Annotated in this window: 15 protein-coding genes; 12 read left to right on the plus strand and 3 right to left on the minus strand. The window is 66.0% G+C overall.

What is annotated here, in order from left to right; translation table 11 throughout:
* Positions 1 to 3: 3 nt before the first annotated feature.
* A complete protein-coding gene (locus AC07X4_RS07260) occupies positions 4 to 744 on the minus strand; it encodes a GNAT family N-acetyltransferase (RefSeq protein WP_494739670.1) in 741 nt (246 codons plus the stop codon).
* Positions 745 to 1,090: 346 nt separating this feature from the next.
* Positions 1,091 to 1,573, minus strand: coding sequence for an Lrp/AsnC family transcriptional regulator (locus AC07X4_RS07265; RefSeq protein ID WP_015012403.1), 483 nt, complete (start codon positions 1,571 to 1,573; stop codon positions 1,091 to 1,093).
* A 165-nt stretch (positions 1,574 to 1,738) separates the two neighbouring features.
* Here AC07X4_RS07265 and AC07X4_RS07270 point away from each other — a divergent pair, with 165 nt between their 5' ends.
* From AC07X4_RS07270 to phhA, 5 genes are all read left to right on the plus strand, one after another.
* Complete coding sequence (locus tag AC07X4_RS07270; protein WP_099731316.1) at positions 1,739 to 2,680, plus strand: esterase/lipase family protein; 942 nt, start codon at positions 1,739 to 1,741, stop codon at positions 2,678 to 2,680.
* A gap of 3 nt (positions 2,681 to 2,683) precedes the next feature.
* The gene (locus tag AC07X4_RS07275) at positions 2,684 to 3,673 is read left to right on the plus strand and encodes a lipase secretion chaperone (RefSeq protein WP_494739671.1); all 990 of its coding nucleotides are present in this window, start codon (positions 2,684 to 2,686) and stop codon (positions 3,671 to 3,673) included.
* A gap of 189 nt (positions 3,674 to 3,862) precedes the next feature.
* Entirely contained in the window at positions 3,863 to 4,975 is a 1,113-nt protein-coding gene (hppD, locus tag AC07X4_RS07280; RefSeq protein WP_494739672.1) for a 4-hydroxyphenylpyruvate dioxygenase, read from the plus strand.
* A gap of 73 nt (positions 4,976 to 5,048) precedes the next feature.
* Positions 5,049 to 6,017 (plus strand): Bug family tripartite tricarboxylate transporter substrate binding protein, encoded by a 969-nt coding sequence (locus AC07X4_RS07285; protein ID WP_494739673.1) that lies wholly within the window; start codon positions 5,049 to 5,051, stop codon positions 6,015 to 6,017.
* 65 nt (positions 6,018 to 6,082) lie between these two features.
* Positions 6,083 to 6,922 carry a phenylalanine 4-monooxygenase gene (phhA, locus tag AC07X4_RS07290; protein ID WP_494739674.1) on the plus strand — a complete coding sequence of 280 codons (840 nt, stop codon included), beginning with the start codon at positions 6,083 to 6,085 and terminating at the stop codon, positions 6,920 to 6,922.
* A gap of 956 nt (positions 6,923 to 7,878) precedes the next feature.
* Here the strand turns inward: phhA and AC07X4_RS07295 are convergent.
* Positions 7,879 to 8,775, minus strand: a complete 897-nt coding sequence (locus AC07X4_RS07295) for an esterase/lipase family protein (protein WP_494739675.1) — start codon at positions 8,773 to 8,775, stop codon at positions 7,879 to 7,881.
* 98 nt (positions 8,776 to 8,873) lie between these two features.
* Here AC07X4_RS07295 and AC07X4_RS07300 point away from each other — a divergent pair, with 98 nt between their 5' ends.
* The 7 genes from AC07X4_RS07300 to rbsK form a co-directional block, all read left to right on the plus strand.
* Positions 8,874 to 9,617 (plus strand): FFLEELY motif protein, encoded by a 744-nt coding sequence (locus tag AC07X4_RS07300; RefSeq protein ID WP_494739676.1) that lies wholly within the window; start codon positions 8,874 to 8,876, stop codon positions 9,615 to 9,617.
* A 74-nt stretch (positions 9,618 to 9,691) separates the two neighbouring features.
* Positions 9,692 to 11,374, plus strand: coding sequence for an AMP-binding protein (locus tag AC07X4_RS07305; protein ID WP_494739677.1), 1,683 nt, complete (start codon positions 9,692 to 9,694; stop codon positions 11,372 to 11,374).
* Between the two features lie 467 nt (positions 11,375 to 11,841).
* On the plus strand, positions 11,842 to 12,795 hold the full coding sequence (locus tag AC07X4_RS07310; protein ID WP_056745474.1) for a sugar ABC transporter substrate-binding protein: 954 nt from the start codon (positions 11,842 to 11,844) through the stop codon (positions 12,793 to 12,795).
* Positions 12,796 to 12,955: 160 nt separating this feature from the next.
* A complete protein-coding gene (locus tag AC07X4_RS07315; RefSeq protein ID WP_494739678.1) occupies positions 12,956 to 14,617 on the plus strand; it encodes a sugar ABC transporter ATP-binding protein in 1,662 nt (553 codons plus the stop codon).
* A complete protein-coding gene (locus tag AC07X4_RS07320; RefSeq protein WP_494739679.1) occupies positions 14,614 to 15,606 on the plus strand; it encodes an ABC transporter permease in 993 nt (330 codons plus the stop codon). The genes AC07X4_RS07315 and AC07X4_RS07320 overlap by 4 nt, the downstream gene beginning before the upstream one ends.
* Before the next feature lie 35 nt (positions 15,607 to 15,641).
* Positions 15,642 to 16,664, plus strand: coding sequence for a LacI family DNA-binding transcriptional regulator (locus AC07X4_RS07325; RefSeq protein WP_494739680.1), 1,023 nt, complete (start codon positions 15,642 to 15,644; stop codon positions 16,662 to 16,664).
* Positions 16,661 to 17,582: ribokinase (rbsK, locus tag AC07X4_RS07330; protein WP_494739681.1), on the plus strand; the 922-nt coding region annotated here is incomplete at its 3' end. The genes AC07X4_RS07325 and rbsK, both read left to right, overlap by 4 nt.

Raw genomic sequence — 17,582 nt, forward strand, 5'->3', positions numbered from 1 at the left:
GGCTCACTCGGCCGACTGGTGGCGCGCGTGTTGCACGCCGCTGCGCACTTCCTGCACATTGGCCAGAAAGTCCCAGAACTGCTTGGCCTGCTTTTTGAGCTGGTAGTCCACCTCGGCGAACTGCTGCTCGACCATCTCGGTCATGCGCGTGTCGAGGCTGGCGGGTGGAATCTGCAGATAGGCCTCGGACTCGGACCCGTCGCGGCGCACGGTGGCACCGGCGTTGCGCGCGATCTTGAGCATGGCGGTGTTTTCAGACAACGCATGGATGAACACCATGTTCACGCCCTCATTGCGCGCATGCATCACGGCACGCTCGAACAGGCGCGCGCCAAAGCCGCGACCCCGTGCCTGCTTGAGCACGGACACACCGAATTCAGCACACGGCTTGTGTTCGGGGTTTTCCGAAAACGCCAGGTGGGCCATGGCGATGAGCTCAAGGCGACGGTTGTAGATGCCAAAGATTTCATCGCGCTCGAAGTTGAGCTGCTCGGCGTAGCGGCGGATCTGTTCGTCGTTGGCGGCATAGCCAAAGCGCAGGTAGCGGTCTGCAGGCTCCAGCTGCAGCAGGTGCTGGGTGATCCGCTCCCGGTAGGAGGGGCCCAGGGAGCGGATAGGAACCATCACGGGCGTCTCCTGCTGGTGGATGTGAATGTCAGAGGCAGAAGAGCCGCTGCTTACCGGGCGCAGCAGGTCCCGGCCTGCGTACCAGGATGCCTTGAGCCAGTCTTTGGTTGCGAACATGTCGCCAAATATAAGGGTTTTCCCTCATCTTTTCCAGTCCAAATTGCTGCGCCGCAACAAAATAGTGATCCTACTCAAAATGCGGAAAAATCGACTCCAAGCGCTGGAACAGCATGCCTCAATAGCTATCAATTTGAGAGTATTCATGCCCCGGATCTCCTCAGCATGGGTCGCAGACGCGACGGCTGGGGTGGCTGCACCCCCGTCTGCGCCAAGCCTTCTCTGCACGGGCCAGAGCGTAAAGCGCGGACCGCCTTACAGCAACCTCCGCCACATCAACAGACGCCACAGGGAGTCACGCCTGTGACGTGCCCCATCCCGGCCAAGGGCGAAGGCCCGCGCTGGACTACACCGGCACAGCCGTCGTCGCCTTCACGCGGTCGAGCACAAAACTGGTCTTGCAGTCCTGCACGCTGGGGTGCTTGAGCAGCGTGTCCATGATGAAGCGGCTGTAGTGCGCCATGTCGGCCACCACCACGCGCAGCAGGTAGTCCATTTCGCCGGTGAGCGATGCGCACTCCACCACCTCGGGCCAGGTCTGCACGCTGGCGCGGAACAGGTCCATGGGGTTGCGCTTGTGGCTTTCCGTGTGTTTTTCCAGCCGCACGTTCAGGTACGCCGTGAGTCCCAGCCCCACCGCTTCGGGCTGCACCAGGGCCACGTAGCGGTGGATCACGCCGCTGTCTTCCAGCCGCTTGACGCGGCGCAGCACCGCGCTGGGCGACAGGCCCACCTGTTCTCCGATGACGTCGTACGTCTCGCGGCCGTTGTCCTGCAGGCGGCGCAAGATGGCGCGGTCCAGCTTGTCGAGTGCGTCAAAGGCTTTCATGGCGCAGGATTTTACGAACAACTGCGTGATTTCTGCATGGTGCGGCGCACACACGGGTATGTCCCGATAGTGACTCCACGGGCCGAATACAAAAATTGATCTCGCAAAAAAGAACGGTCGTTCGTTTTTGCGAGCATAAGAAACCATACCAACGGAGACAAACACATGACCGGATTTTTCAGCCGCTTTTTGCGGCGACTGGTGCTGGCAGCAACGGCGGGGTTGCTGCTGCTGGGCGTGGGCGCGCAGGCGCAGACGGGCTACACCCAGACGCGCTACCCCATCGTGCTGGTGCATGGCCTGTTCGGCTTTGACTCGGCCCTTGGGATCGACTACTTCTACGGCATCCCCGACGCACTGCGCCAGGGCGGCGCCAAGGTCTACGTCGCCCAGGTCTCGGCCGCCAATAGCACCGAGGTGCGCGGCGAGCAATTGCTGGCACAGGTCAAGACCATCCTGGCGCTGACCGGTGCCCCCAAGGTGAACCTGGTAGGCCATTCGCACGGTGGCCCCACCACCCGCTACGTGGCGGGCGTGGCGCCGCAGCTGGTGGCATCGGTCACCTCGATTGGCGGCGTGAACCGGGGTTCGCGCGTGGCCGACATCCTGCGCGGCGTAGCGCCCGCGGGCTCGGTGTCCGAAGCCGTGGCCAGCGCCGCCGCCAAGGCGCTGGTGGGCCTGATCAACCTGACCTCCGGCGGCACCGGCCTGCCCCAGATGCCCACGGCGGCGCTGGACTCGCTGACCACGGCAGGCTCGGCCAAGTTCAACAGCCGCTTTCCGCAAGGCGTGCCCACCTCCGGCTGCGGCAGCGGCGCCGAGCTGGTGAACGGTGTGCGCTACTACTCCTGGACCGGCACCCTACCCCTGACCAACGTGCTCGATGCCAGCGACGCCCTGCTGGCCACGCTGAGCCTGACCTTTGGCGAAGCCAACGATGGCCTGGTGTCGGCCTGCTCGTCGCGCTTGGGCAAACACCTGGGCGACTACCGCCAGAACCACCTCGACGAAGTCAACCAGCTGCTGGGCCTGCGCGACTGGTTCTCCACCGACCCGGTGACGCTGTACCGCCAGCACGCCAACCGCCTCAAGCAACAAGGCCTGTAAGCCATGGCCCAGCCCTCGCGCACCTGGGCGGTTGCCGCCGCAGTCCTGGCCCTCACCACGGTCGCCGTGGTGTGTTGGCTGGGGGGCCCTGCCGGGTTCGGCGCGGGGGATACACACCCATCACCGGCAGGGGCGGCCGCCGCCTCCGCCGGTGCCCAGGTACAACCCTCGCCAGCACAGGGCGCGGACCACAGCTTTTTTGCACGCCGCCGCGCCATCACCACCGACGGCCCGGCCGACCCCCTGCTGGTGCACGGCCTGCGCGACACGCTGGAAGCCCTGCTGATGGAAGCGGGCGACGCCAGCGACCCAGCCACGCTCAAACAGCGCCTGGCCGCACTGGTCAACCAGCATTTCCCCGCCGCCCTGGCCACGCGAGCCCTGGCACTGGCCGAGCGCTACGTGGACTACCGTGTGGCCCTGGGCAGCCTGCGTGCGCCGCAGGACCTGACCGACCCACGCGCACTGCGCGACGCGCTGGAGGCGCGCCACAAGGTGCGCCTGCAGTTTTTTGACGACGCCGAATACGACGCCCTGTTTGCCCGCGAGGCCGACCTGGACCGCTACACCCTGGCGCGCCTGGAGATTGAGCGCAACACCCAGCTCAGCCCCGAGCAGCGCGCCCAGGCGCTGCAGGCGGCCGACAACGAACTCTCCACCGAGCGCCGCGCCGAACGCAGTGCCGCCACCGCTCACATGGCGGCCGCCGCGCAGACGGCCGCCTTCAACGCCAGCAACGCCGACGAGCGCAGCCGCCACGCCGCCCGCAGCGCGCAGTACGGCCCGGCAGCCGCCCAGGCCATGGCCCAGCTGGACCGGGAGGAACAGCACTGGAACCAGCGCCTCGACCAGTACAGCCAAGCGCGCACCCAGCAGGGCGAGGGCCCCGGCCTGCAGCAGTTGCGCCAGCAGCTTTTCTCGCCCGAGGAGCAACAACGCATTGACGCCGCCCTGGCGCTGCGCCAGCTCAACGCGGGCACCTCGGGCTCATAGGGGCCTTCTGCCGACCGCGCAGCGCTGCGGCGGCCAGCCCCGCCCAGCGCGCCGTCAGACTGCGCGAAATTTTGACCATTCACAAGATTCCTGCAAATCAAAGGCCAAAGCCTCTTGATTTCGCCAGAAACATGAGGCAGGCCGCGCCTACAGTCCATGACATTCATCAACGAATGCCGGAGACACCCCATGAACGCCGCCCTGCCGCAAGAAACCGCCGCCCAGCTCGAAGCCTGGGACAACCCGATGGGCCTGATGGGCTTCGAATTTGTCGAGTTCACCTCGCCCACACCGGGCGTGCTGGAACCGGTGTTTGAAAAGCTCGGCTTCACCCTGGTGGCCAAGCACCGCTCCAAGGATGTGGTGCTGTACCGCCAGAACGGCATCAACTTCATCCTGAACCGCGAGCCCCACAGCCAGGCCGCCTACTTTGGCGCCGAGCATGGCCCCTCCGCCTGTGGCCTGGCCTTCCGTGTGAAGGATGCGCACAAGGCTTACAACCGCGCGCTGGAGCTGGGCGCCCAGCCCATCGAGATCCCCACCGGCCCCATGGAACTGCGCCTGCCCGCCATCAAGGGCATTGGCGGCGCACCGCTGTATTTGATCGACCGCTTTGAAGACGGCAAGTCCATCTACGACATCGACTTCGAATTCATCGAAGGCGTGGACCGCCGCCCCGTGGGCCACGGCCTCAACCTCATCGACCACCTCACGCACAACGTGTACCGCGGCCGCATGGGTTTCTGGGCCAACTTCTACGAGAAGCTGTTCAACTTCCGCGAAATCCGCTACTTCGACATTCAGGGCGAATACACGGGCCTCACGTCCAAGGCCATGACCGCGCCTGACGGCAAGATCCGCATCCCGCTGAACGAAGAGTCCAAGCAGGGTGGCGGCCAGATCGAAGAATTTTTGATGCAATTCAACGGCGAGGGCATTCAGCACATCGCGCTGATCTGCGACAACCTGCTGGACGTGGTGGACAAGCTGGGCATGGCCGGCGTGCAGCTGGCCACCGCGCCCAACGAGGTCTATTACGAAATGCTGGACACCCGCCTGCCCGGCCACGGCCAGCCAGTGCCCGAGCTGCAGTCGCGCGGCATCTTGCTGGACGGCACCACGGCCGACGGCACGCCCCGCCTGCTGCTTCAGATCTTCTCCACGCCCATGCTGGGCCCGGTGTTCTTCGAATTCATCCAGCGCGAGGGCGACTACCGCGACGGTTTTGGCGAAGGCAACTTCAAGGCGCTGTTCGAGTCGCTGGAACGCGACCAGATCCGCCGTGGTGTGCTGAACACGTAAGACATCGGACATCCAGGGTTAACCCTGCACAGGTGCCTATACTGCGCGCTCCCCGGAACTCAAAAGGATCCCGATGTCGCTCCGTAGCACCCTGTTCAGCACCCTTCTGGCTGGCGCGGCCACTGCCGCGCTGGCGCAGAACCCGTCTGCCCCGCTCACCATCGTGGTGCCCTACCCCGCTGGTGGTCCGCTGGACACCTCGGCCCGCATCGTGGCCGATGGTGCTGCAGCCCAGTTGGGCTCCATCACCGTGGAGAACAAACCGGGGGCAGGTGGCAATACCGGCGCCGACCAGGTCGCCAAGGCCGGGAAGACCAGCAACCAGGTGCTGATGGGCGCCGTGGCCACGCACGCGGTGAACCCCTGGCTGTACAAGAACTTCCCCTACAACGCACTCAAGGACTTCAAACCCCTCGTCCTCGTGGCGCGCACGCCCAATGTGCTGGTGGTGAACGCGGAACAGGCGGCCAAGCTGGGCATCAAGACCACGCCCGACCTGGTGCAGTACCTCAAGAAGAACCCGGACCAGGCCAAGTACGGCTCGGGCGGCAACGGCAGCATCGGCCACATCTCGGCCGAGATGTTCAAGTCGCTCACCAACACCAAGATGGGCCACACGCCCTTCCAGGGCTCCAAGCCCGCGCTCGCCGCGCTGGAATCCGGCCAGGTGCTGATGGTGTTTGACAACCTGGCCTCGGCGCTGCCGCAGATCCAGTCGGGCAAGCTGCTGGCGCTGGGTGTGACCACCCTCAGCCGCAACGAGGCGCTACCGAACGTGCCCAGCATCAACGACAGCGTGCAGGGCTTCAACGTGTCCACCTGGTTCGGCCTGTTCGCGCCGGCCTCGCTGCCCGATGCGGACGCACGCCGCTATGCCAACGCGTTCAGCGCCGCGATGCACTCGCCTGCGGGCAAGGAGAAGTTCAAGAAGATGGGTATCACGCCCGAAGAGCTGACGCTCGACGGGTTTGCGCAGTTTGTGCGCTCGGAAAACAGCAAGTACGAGTTCTTGATCCGGGCCGCAAAGATCAAGATCGATTAGCAGCCGCGTGGGCTGGTGCGCACCCCCGTCGCGGTGCGCCGACCATGGCGGCAAAGGAGAAAAAAATGGGACAAGCCCCTGTCGTCTATGGCCAATCCACCCGCCCACCGCGTGGCGACTATTCGCGCGCCAACGCGGACTACACCTGCCCGCAGGACTACGCGGCCTACACCGCCGCCGACCACGACACCTACCGCCGTCTGTACGAGCGCCAGCGCGCCCTGCTGCCGGGCCTGGCGAGCCAGGCGTTCATCGACGCCCTGCCCTCACTGGGCGCGAGCGACCGCATCCCGCGTTTTGAAGAGGTGAACGAGCGCCTCTACAAAGCCACCGGCTGGGAGCTGGTGGGCGTGCCGGGGCTGATCCCTGAGGTGCCGTTTTTCACATTGCTGGCCAACCGCAAATTCCCGGTGACGGACTGGATCCGCAAGCCCGAGGAGTTCGAATACATCGTCGAGCCCGACATTTTTCATGACCTGTTCGGGCATGTGCCGCTGCTGTTCAACCCCGTGTTTGCGGACTACGTGCAGCGCTACGGCCAGGGCGGGCTGAAGGCGCAGGGGCTGGGGTCGTGCGAGATGCTGAGCCGCTTGTACTGGTACACGATCGAGTTCGGGCTGATCCGTGAGGCGGGGCAGTTGCGGGCGTATGGCGCTGGCATCCTGAGTTCGTCGGGCGAGCTGGCGTATTCGGTGCAGAGCCCGGAGCCGCAGCGGATTCCGCTGCAGCTGGAGCGCACCATGCGCACGCGCTACAAGATCGATACGTACCAGCAGACGTATTTTGTGATCGACAGTTTTGAGCAGTTGTTTGAGATGACTGCGGCGGACTTTGCGCCGATCTATGAGCGGCTGCGGGGGTTGCCGGAGTTTGCTGCGGATGAGCGGGATGTTGTAGCGGCTTGATTTTTTGGATGAAATTGGCTGCTTCCGCCTGCCTATAGAGCGCTGACAGCTGGTATTTTTATAGCAACCCTTCAACCATTCGGGTTGAAGCTCTCGAAGCCTCGGCGTGCTGGTTTGGAAGGCGTGCCTGGGTTCAGGGCGGAGGCCGGGGTGTGCGCCCGGCGGCGCAGTGGCTTTCTTTTGCTTCGCCAAAAGAAAGTCACCAAAGAAAAGGCGACCCTGCTGTCTGCGACCCCTTCGCTGCGCTGCGGGGCAACCTGGGGTGCTCGGTCACGGGGTGCACCGCAGAACTCGCTGCGCGCCTGCGGCGCTCCGCTCAAACAGCTGCGGTGAGTCAGTTCACGAAGCGCGTGTGTCCTTCGGCACACGCGCCACCCCGCGCCCTGCGCGCCCCAGGCGCATCCAGAAGGGAACCCGAGGGACATCCACACGGGCCATTGCTTCGCTGCGCTGCGCTCGGCACCGTCTCACGGGCGCAAGCGCCACGCGCTGCGCAAACTGGGCCGAGCGCAGCGATGGCCCGAATGGATGTCCGGCTGTTTGGATGTTCGGCTCCCCACCCCTGCTGGCTGCGCCTGCGGCGGGGCGGTTGGGGGGTGAGCATGGGCGTCGAAGCGCCCATGCCTCCTGCTCTGACTCGCCGTAGATGTCTGAAGGAAGCTGCAACGCAGCGCAGCGAGTTCCACGGCGCACCCCGCAACCGCCCCGACGCAGGTTTGCCCCTTCGCACCGCGAAGGGGCCGCAGACTGGGGGTCGCCTTTTCTTTGGTGACTTTCTTTTGGCGAAGCAAAAGAAAGTTACTCGCACGCCGGGCGACTCCCGGCCTACGCCCTACAACCAACCATGCAGTCCGATGTGCAACTCACGCCCGACGCAGCCATCGAAAACACACTACAAAATTAATAGCTACCAGCACTTTGCATACGAGCGCTAGCAGCCAAAAGACCTCAAAGAATCACCCTCGACTTATCTCCTCCAGACAAGCCTTCATTACCCCGGGGTCAAACGCCATCTGCACATGCGCAACCCCTTCCACCAACCGGTGTTCCGCCCCCGCCAACGCCGCTGTGGTCGCCGGAAACACGATGTTGTCGCAGTTCGAATACCAGCAGGTAAACAACGCTGCCCGCCCCGCAGGCTCCGCCCGCTGCAAGGCCACCACCCAGTCCCCCGCCAAGCTCATTTGCCGCCCATTCACCGCGCGACTGAAACGCCCCAGCCACGTGCCGCCATGCGGCGTGCCCAGCGTCAACACACGGTTCACTCGGCCGTCGGCCTGGTGCGCCCGCAGCCACGCCCGCACCGCCAAGCCCCCCATGCTGTGGCACAACAACACCGGCGCCAGGCCCGTGGCCGCCGTCACTTGGCGCACGGCGTCTTCGATGATGTCGGCATACTCGTCAATCGAGCCCATCACCGGCTCCAGATTGACCGCTACATAGGCATGCCCCTGTGCTTGCAATGGCGCAAACCACGGCAGCCACAAGCCCCGGTTGCACATGAAGCCATGCACCAGCACCACGCCGCGCTTTCCGGTGGGCTGCGCAGGCAACCAGTCGGGCAATGACTGGTGGCGAAACGGCTGGCGCCAGCAAAACACCATCAACGCCACCCACACCTCGGCCCACCAGGCACCCACGACCTGTGACAGGCGGGCGCGGGGTGCGGCGTCGGTACGGTTGGTGATGTGCATCAGCACAAACTCCACCGCCATCACCACCAGGTACACACACAGCGGCACCAAGGCACCCAGCACGGCGCGCCAGGGTGAATGGGGCCATTGCCACAGCAGCCAGGCGGCCATGGTCAGCAGGATGAACAGGAGCAGGATTCGTTGCCAGCGCGCGATCATGGTGGTGATGGGCAAATGTTGTAATTGACCAGCCGCATTGTGCGGTCTGACCGCCGCCCGACACCGCACCCCGCAGAACGCAGAAAGGACCCCGCCCCATGGATGCCGCCCAGACCATCCGCGACTGCATCGCCGACGTGACCGCCCTGCGCCTGCACCGCACGGGCGACCCGGCGCTGGGGGCGGCGGTGGGCAGCGTCAAAAGCCTGCAGGCGCGGCGCTTTCGGGGCACCTATGCGGACCTGATGGGCTCGCCCTCGTTCGGACCCGCAGCACAGTTCTTTCTGGAAGAGCTGTACAGCGACACCGACTACACCGACCGCGATCTGCAGTTTGGCCGCATTGCGGGCACGCTGCAGACCATGTTCCCCCAGCCCGTGGTGACCACCGCCGTGGCCCTGGCCGTGCTGCACGCACAGACCGAGGAGCTGGACCAGGACATGGGGCGCGCGTGGTTGGTGCATGAAGCCAACGCAGCCAGCGACGCCATCCGCTACACCGCAGCCTGGCGCACTGTGGGCCAGCGCCATGCACGAGCGCAGCAGTTGCAGCGCGTGCTGGCCATGGGGAATGACTTGGCGCGCCTCACGCGCACCCCCGGCCTGCGGATGATGCTGCGCATGATGCGGGGCCCGGCCAACGCGGCCGGCATGGGTGCGCTGCAGAGGTTTCTGGAGGCGGGGTTTGACACCTTCGGCCAGCTCGCGCGCCAGCGCGGCGGGGTGGAGCAGTTTCTGGCCACCATCGAGCAGCGCGAGCGCGCGCTGATGGATTTGCTCTTCGATGCCGATCCTGTCACCTGCGGGACCCAGCTCGCCAGCACACTAGGACAAGCCCGATAGCCCGCAACGCGCCCGCCTTCCACAATCTGTGCCCACCTATCAATGGCATTTGGCGAGCACAAGGAAACAAGCGCATGGAAAAGATCTGGCTCAAGAGCTACCCCCCGGGCGTCCCACACGACGTGCAGCCCGAGCAATACCGCTCTGTGGCCCACCTGCTGGAAGAGTCGTTCCGCAAACACGCATCGAGCCCGTTCTCGGTCTGCATGGACCAGTGGATGACCTACGGCGAGCTGGATCGCCGCTCGGCCGCGCTGGGTGCCTATCTGCAAAGCCTGGGCCTGGAGCCCGGTGCGCGCGTGGCCATCATGCTGCCCAACATCCCGCAGTTTGGCGTGACCATGGCCGCCGTGCTGCGCGCAGGCTACACCTGCGTGAACGTGAACCCGCTGTACACCGCCCGCGAGCTGGAGCACCAGCTCAAGGACTCAGGCGCCACGGCCATCGTGATCCTGGAGAACTTTGCCCACACGCTGGCCGAGGTCATTGACCACACGGCCGTCAAGCATGTGGTGATGGCGTCCATGGGCGACCTGCTGGGCTTCTGGTTTGGCAAATGGATCACCTTCGCCGTGCGCCACCTGGCCAAGATGGTGCCTGCCTACGACCTACCCCTGTCGAACGGCCGCAAGGTCGTCACGTTCAAGAAGGCGCTGTCGCTGGGCGAGCACAAATCCCTGGCCCCCAGCCAGGCCACGCTCGATTCGATTGCCTTCCTGCAGTACACCGGTGGCACCACGGGCCTGTCGAAAGGCGCGGTGCTCACCCACCGCAACATCGTGGCCGCCACGCTGCAGGCCGAGGCCTGGTTCACGCCCGCGCTGTCCAAGGTGGGCGACCTGAGCAAGGCCAACAGCATTGCCGCACTGCCGCTGTACCACATCTTCGCGCTCACGCTGTGCCTGCTGGCCATCCGCCAGGGCTCCAGCCTCACGCTGATCCCGAACCCGCGCGACATTCCGAAGTTCGTGGCAGAACTCAAGAAGCGCCCCTTCCACATGCTGCCTGCGGTGAACACGCTGTTCAACGCGCTGCTGCAAAACCCGCAGTTCAAGACGCTGGATTTTTCGCACCTGTGCGTGTCGCAGGCCGGGGGCATGGCGGCCAGCGAGGGCACGGCCAAGCAGTGGCAGAAGGTGACCGGCAGCACCATGATCGAAGGCTGGGGCATGAGCGAGACCTGCGCCATCGGCACCAACAACCCGGTGATCAGCACCACCTTCAGCGGCAACATCGGCCTGCCCTTGCCGGGCATCGACATCGCCATCAAGGACGACGAAGGCAACAGCCTGCCCCAGGGCGAGTCGGGCGAGATCTGCATCCGCGGCCCCAACGTGATGGTGGGCTACTACAACCAGCCCGAAGAAAACGCCAAGGCCTTCACGCCCGATGGTTTCATGCGCACGGGCGACATCGGCATCATGGACCCGCAGGGCTACACCCGCATCATCGACCGCAAGAAGGACATGATCCTGGTGAGCGGCTTCAATGTGTTCCCCAATGAACTGGAGCAGGTCATCAGCCTGTGCCCCGGCGTGGTCGAATGCGCAGCCATTGGCGTGCCCGATGAGAAGCAGGGCGAGGCCATCAAGGTGTTCATCATCAAGAACGACCCGGCCCTGACCGAGGACGAGGTGGCCAACTACTGCCACCAGAACCTCACGGGCTACAAGCGTCCCAAGTACATCGAGTTCCGCGACGAGCTGCCCAAGAGCAATGTGGGCAAGATCTTGCGCAGGGAATTGCGCAAGGCTTGACGCTGTTCACAAGGGCAGCGCGCCAAGCGCCGCCCCCTGCCACCTCCCCAAGGGCGCTTCGGCGCCCTTTTTCTTGGGTTCCGACCATGCAGGTCGGCCGCCTGCACTAGGTGCTCCAATGTCTGTATCTCCGGGTTTTTACTGACTGGCAAACGTTTGCGCAAACGTTTGCTTTCGTTATCATCCCGATCGCGACAAGGCACCGGGCATCCGTAGCCGCTCCTTTTTTGGGGCGCTGCCGGGGATTTCCCTACACGCTGTCGGTCGCCTTAGGGCGACGCTGAATAAGCCTCCGCGATGCGGCGGGCCCTGGATCGGGATGGGCTGCAAGGCGCAAACCACAGTGATAGCCGTAGCTATCGCGAGGATTTGCAACGCTGCAGACCGTCCTGAGCCAGGGATGCGCCGGGCGCGAGAGGCTTGTTCAGCGTTGCCTCAGTCCACATTCCAACCTGGAGACAACACCCATGCAGTTCACCCGCCGTTCCGTTCAGACCGCCGCCGCCCTCGCCGTTGTGGGCAGCCTGCTGGCCAGCCCTGCGTTTGCGCAGGACAAGCCCAAGATCGCGCTCATCATGAAGTCGCTGGCCAACGAGTTCTTCCGCACCATGGAAGACGGCGCCAAGGCGCACCAGAAGGCCCATGCCAAGGAATACACGCTGGTGGCCAATGGCATCAAGAACGAGACCGACACGGCAGCCCAGATCAAGATGATCGAGCAGGCCGTGGCCCAGAAGGTCAGCGCCATCGTGCTGGCCCCCGCCGACTCCAAGGCGCTGGTGCCCGTGGTCAAGACGGCCATCGACAAGGGCATCCTCGTGGTCAACATCGACAACCAGCTCGATGCCGACGCGCTGAAGGAAAAGAACATCACCGTGCCCTTCGTGGGCCCAGACAACCGTGCTGGCGCCAAGCTGGTGGGCGACCACCTGGCCAAGACGCTGAAGGCCGGCGACAAGGTCGGCATCATCGAAGGCGTGTCCACCACCTTCAATGCGCAGCAGCGCACCCTGGGCTACCAGGACGCCATGAAAGCCGCCAACATCACCGTGGTGGGCGTGCAGTCAGGCAACTGGGAGATTGAAAAGGGCAACACCGTGGCCGCCGGCATGATGCGCGAGCACCCTGACCTCGTGGCCCTGCTGGCCGGCAACGACAGCATGGCCTTGGGCGCCGTGGCCGCCGTGAAGGCCGCAGGCAAGACCGGCAAGGTGCAGGTGGTGGGCTACGACAACATCGGCGCCATCAAGCCCATGCTGGCCGACGGCCGCGTGCTGGCCACCGCCGACCAGTACGCCGCCAAGCAGGCCGTGTTTGGTATCGAACTGGCACAGAAGGCCCTGGCCGCCAAGACGCCGCAGAACCAGCTGCCCGCCACGGTGAAGACGGAGGTGGTGCTGGTGACGAAAGACAGCAAGTAAGCCTCGGAGCGGAGAACAAAGCTCTTCTGGCGTTGTTGCCGTGTCTTGTCGTACTTCCAGTACTGCCTGCGACACGGCGCCTAGCCAGAACCGCTTCGCTGAGCTTTGTTCACCGCTCAAGACATAAAGCCCGCTCTGCAGTCGCCCCCATCACACCACCATGCTCAGCCCCTCCGCCGCCCGACAAGCCACGCCTCTGCTCGCCATCCAGGCCGTGGGCAAGGACTACACCGCCACCGTGCTCGATGGCGTGAACGTGGAGCTCTTTGCGGGCGAGGTGCTGGCGCTGACCGGGGAAAACGGCGCGGGCAAGAGCACGCTGTCCAAGCTCCTCTGCGGGCTGGAACAGCCCACACGCGGCGGCATGCAGCTGGCGGGGCAGGCCTACGCCCCCACGTCGCGCCGCGATGCCGAGCGCCACGGCGTGCGCATGGTGATGCAGGAGCTGGGCCTGGTGCCCACGCTCACCGTGGCCGAGAATTTGTTGATGGGCCGCCTGCCGCACCGCCTGGGCTGGCTGCAGCGCGATCTGCTGCACGCCGCCGCCCGCGCGCAGCTGGCCAAGATCGGGCTCGACAGCATCGACCCCGCCACACCGGTCTCGCAGCTGGGCATCGGCCAGCAGCAGATGGTGGAGATTGCGCGCAACCTGCAGGACGACACACGCATCCTGGTGCTCGACGAGCCCACGGCCATGCTCACGCCGCGCGAGACCAATTACCTGTTTGAGCAGATCGCGCACCTCACCGCACGCGGCGTGGCCATCATCTACGTGTCGCACCGGCTCGAAGAACTGCGCCGCATTGCCGACCGCGTGGCCGTGCTGCGCGACGGCCGACTGGTGGACGTGCGTCCCATGGCCGGCATGAGCGAAGACGACCTGGTGCAGCGCATGGTGGGCCGCGTGGTGAGCGACCTGGACCACCGCCCGCGCCGCCCTGTGGGCCCGGTGGTGATGAGCGCTGACAAGCTGGGCCGGGGCACCGCCGTGCAGGACGTGAGCCTGGAGCTGCGCGCGGGCGAGATCTTCGGCATTGCCGGGCTGGTTGGATCGGGCCGCACCGAGCTGGTGCGCCTGCTGTTTGGCGCCGACCGGGCAGACCGTGGCAGCGTGACGCTGCACCCGAATTCAGAGCAAAAACAGCCGCAAGCGCTAGTGAATCATGCGCCAGCAGCTACACAAAACATAGCAAATTCACCCACACTAGCACCCACCGCCCCCCGCACTTGGCAGCGGGGTTTCGCATCGCCGCTGCAGGCCATCGCCGCCGGTGTAGGCCTGGTCACCGAAGACCGCAAATCGCAGGGCCTGCTGCTCTCGCAGCCCATCCGCATCAACGCCACGCTGTCTGACCTATCGGCCGTGTCGCGCGGCGGCTGGCTGCAGCGCGGGCTCGAAAGCCGTCTGGTGCAGGGGTTCATCCGCACCCTGCGCGTGCGCTGCCACGGCCCCGAGCAACCCGTGGGCCAGCTATCTGGCGGCAACCAGCAAAAGGTGGTGTTTGCCCGCTGGCTGCACCGCGAAGGCCGCGTGCTGCTGCTGGACGAACCCACGCGCGGCGTGGACGTGGGCGCGCGCGCCGAGCTGTACGGCGAGCTGGACCGCATGGCCGCCGAGGGCCGCGCGCTGCTGATGGTGTCGTCCGACCTGCGCGAGCTCATGGCCATGGCCGACCGCATCGGCGTGATGAGCGCAGGCCGCCTGGTGGCCGTGTTCGAGCGCGGCGAGTGGTCCGAGCAATCGCTGCTGGCAGCCGCGTTCTCCGAGCCCGGCGGACGCACCAGCACCACCCCTTCAACTTCTTCTCCTGTGACCGCATGAACGCCCCAAACGCATCTGCCGCGCCCGCTGCGGCACCCTCCTCCGCCTCGGTCTGGCGCAGCCAGCTGGGCACCTACCTGGGCCTGATGGCCGTTTTGGCGGGCATGGTGGCGCTGTTCTCGTCGCTGTCCGAGTATTTCTGGAGCGCCGAAACCTTCATCACCATCGCCAACGAAATCCCGGCCCTGGCCGTGATGGCCGTGGGCATGACCTTTGTGCTCATCATCGCGGGCATCGATTTGTCGGTGGGCTCGGTGATGGCGCTGGCCGCCGCCACCTCGGCCGCCGCCATCCTGCAATGGGGCTGGACGGTGCCCGCTGCGGCTGCCCTGGCACTGGCCACCGGCCTGGTGTGCGGCACCATCACCGGCATGATTTCCGTCGCATGGCGGTTGCCCTCGTTCATCGTGTCGCTGGGCATGCTCGAGGCCGTGCGTGGCAGCGCGTATGTGGTGACCGACTCGCGCACGCAGTACGTGGGCGATGCGATCTCGTGGCTGTCGGCACCCTTCTTTGGCGGCATCTCGTTCGCGTTCTTGCTGGCCGTGGTGCTGGTGGTGGTGGCACAGCTGGTGCTGTCGCGCACGGTGTTCGGCCGCTGCGTGGTGGGCATTGGCACCAATGAAGAAGCCATGCGCCTGGCCGGCGTGGACCCGCGCCCCATCCGCGTCATCGTGTTTTCCATGACCGGCCTGCTCGCGGGCCTGGCGGGGCTGATGCAATCGGCCCGGCTGGAAGCCGCCGACCCCAACGCCGGCACCGGCATGGAGCTGCAGGTGATTGCCGCCGTGGTGATTGGCGGCACCAGCCTCATGGGCGGGCGCGGCTCGGTGGTCAACACCGCGTTTGGCGTGCTCATCATCGCGGTGCTGGAGGCAGGCCTGGCCCAGGTCGGCGCGAGCGAGCCCAGCAAGCGCATCATCACGGGTTTTGTGATCGTGGCGGCCGTCATTGTGGACACGCTGCGCCAGCGCCGCGCCGCCCGCTGAACCTGTTTCAACACACCGATTTTTCTTCTTCCTGCATGGCTACTATCAAGGACGTTGCGCGCCACGCCGAGGTGTCCGTCACCACGGTGTCGCACGTGGTCAACGGCACGCGCCGCGTGAGCCCCGAGGGGCGCGAGCGCGTCGAGGCCGCCATCCGCGCCCTGGGCTATGTGCCCAGCGCCATTGCGCGCAGCCTCAAAAGCAACAACACGCGCACGCTGGGCATGCTGATCCCCAACAGCTCCAACCCCTACTTTGCCGAGATCGTGCACAGCGTGGAAGACCGCTGCTTTGGCGCGGGCTACAACGTCATCCTGTGCAACACCAACGACGAGGCGCACCGCCAGGGCACCTACCTGCAGGTGCTGGCCGAGCGGCGCATCGACGGGCTCATCGTGGTCTCTACCGGGCACGACGCCACGCTGGCCACGCAGTTGGCGGGCCTGTCCATCCCCACCGTGCTGGTGGACCGCGAAATCGACATCGCCGGGCAACAACCCTGCGACCTGGTGGAAACCGCCCACATGCAGGGTGGCCTGCTGGCCACGCGCCACCTGCTGTCGCTGGGCCACCGGCGCATTGCCTGCATTGGCGGCCCCGAAGGCATTGCCCCCAGCGAGCAGCGCATTGCCGGCTGGCGCACGGCGCTGACCGATGCGGGCTGCGGCACCGGCGAGGGCCTGCTGTGGCACGGCAACTTCACGAGCCAGGGTGGCTACGAGGCCATGCACGCCGTGCTGCGCGCGCCCGAGCCGCCCACTGCTGTCTTCGTGTGTAACGACCTCATGGCCATGGGCGCGCTGTGCGCCGCGCACGAGCGCGATCTGCGCGTGCCCGAGGCACTGTCCATCGTGGGTTTTGACGACATCGAATTGGCCGCCTTCACCAGCCCGCCGCTCACCACCGTGGCCCAGCCCAAGCAGCGCATCGGCGCACTGGCCGTGGACATGCTGCTGGAGCGCATCGACGGCAAGCGCCAGGACGCGCGCAAGGTGATGCTGCAGCCCGAGCTGCGCGTGCGCGCCTCCACGGCCCATGCACCCGAAGGTGCGGCATGAGTACCACCCACACGCCCCGCATCGCCGTCGTCGGCAGCCTGAACATGGACCTGGTGCTGCAGGTGCAACACGCACCCGGCCCCGGCGAGACCGTGCTGGCCGACGCCCTGCACCTGGTGCCCGGTGGCAAGGGCGGCAACCAGGCCGTGGCCTGCGCGCGCCAGGGCGCCCGGGTGGCCCTGTTCGGCCGCGTGGGCGACGATGGCTACGGCCACACGCTGCGCGCCGGGCTCGACGCCGACGGCATCGACCACAGCGGTGTGCAGACCGACACCGACACCACCACCGGCGTGGCCGCCATCACGGTGGAAGCGACAGGGCAGAACCGCATCGTGGTCGTGCCCGGCGCCAATGGCCGCTTCGTGCTGGATGCCCCCGCGCTGGGCGCTGCGCTGCAAGGCGCAGGCAGCCTGGTGCTGCAGTTCGAAACCCCCCTGCCCCAGGTACTGGCCGCCGCCGAGATGGCCCATGCGGCGGGCTGTCCGGTGGTGCTGAACCCCTCGCCCATCCAGCCCCTGCCCGATGCGATGTGGCCGCTGGTGCACACGCTGGTCGTGAACGAGGTGGAAGCCGCCGCGCTGGCAGGCCAGAACGTCGCCACGCCCGCCGATGCCGCGCAGGCCGCACAAGCCCTGCGCGCCAAGGGCCCCACCCAGGTGGTGGTGACCCTGGGCGCAGCGGGCGCCGTGGCCGCCGATGCCGCAGGCAACCGCTACCACCCCGGCCTGGTCGTGAAGGCGGTAGATACCACCGCAGCGGGCGACACCTTCCTGGGTGCGCTGGCCGTGGCGCTGGCACGCGGCGAGCCTCTGGACGCCGCCGTGCGCGAAGGCATCCGCGCATCGGCGCTGTGCGTCACCCAGCCCGGCGCCCAGCCCTCCATCCCCACCCGCGCCGCCGTGGCGCACAGCCCCCAAC

This window comes from Acidovorax sp. GW460-11-11-14-LB4, from assembly GCF_059423685.1.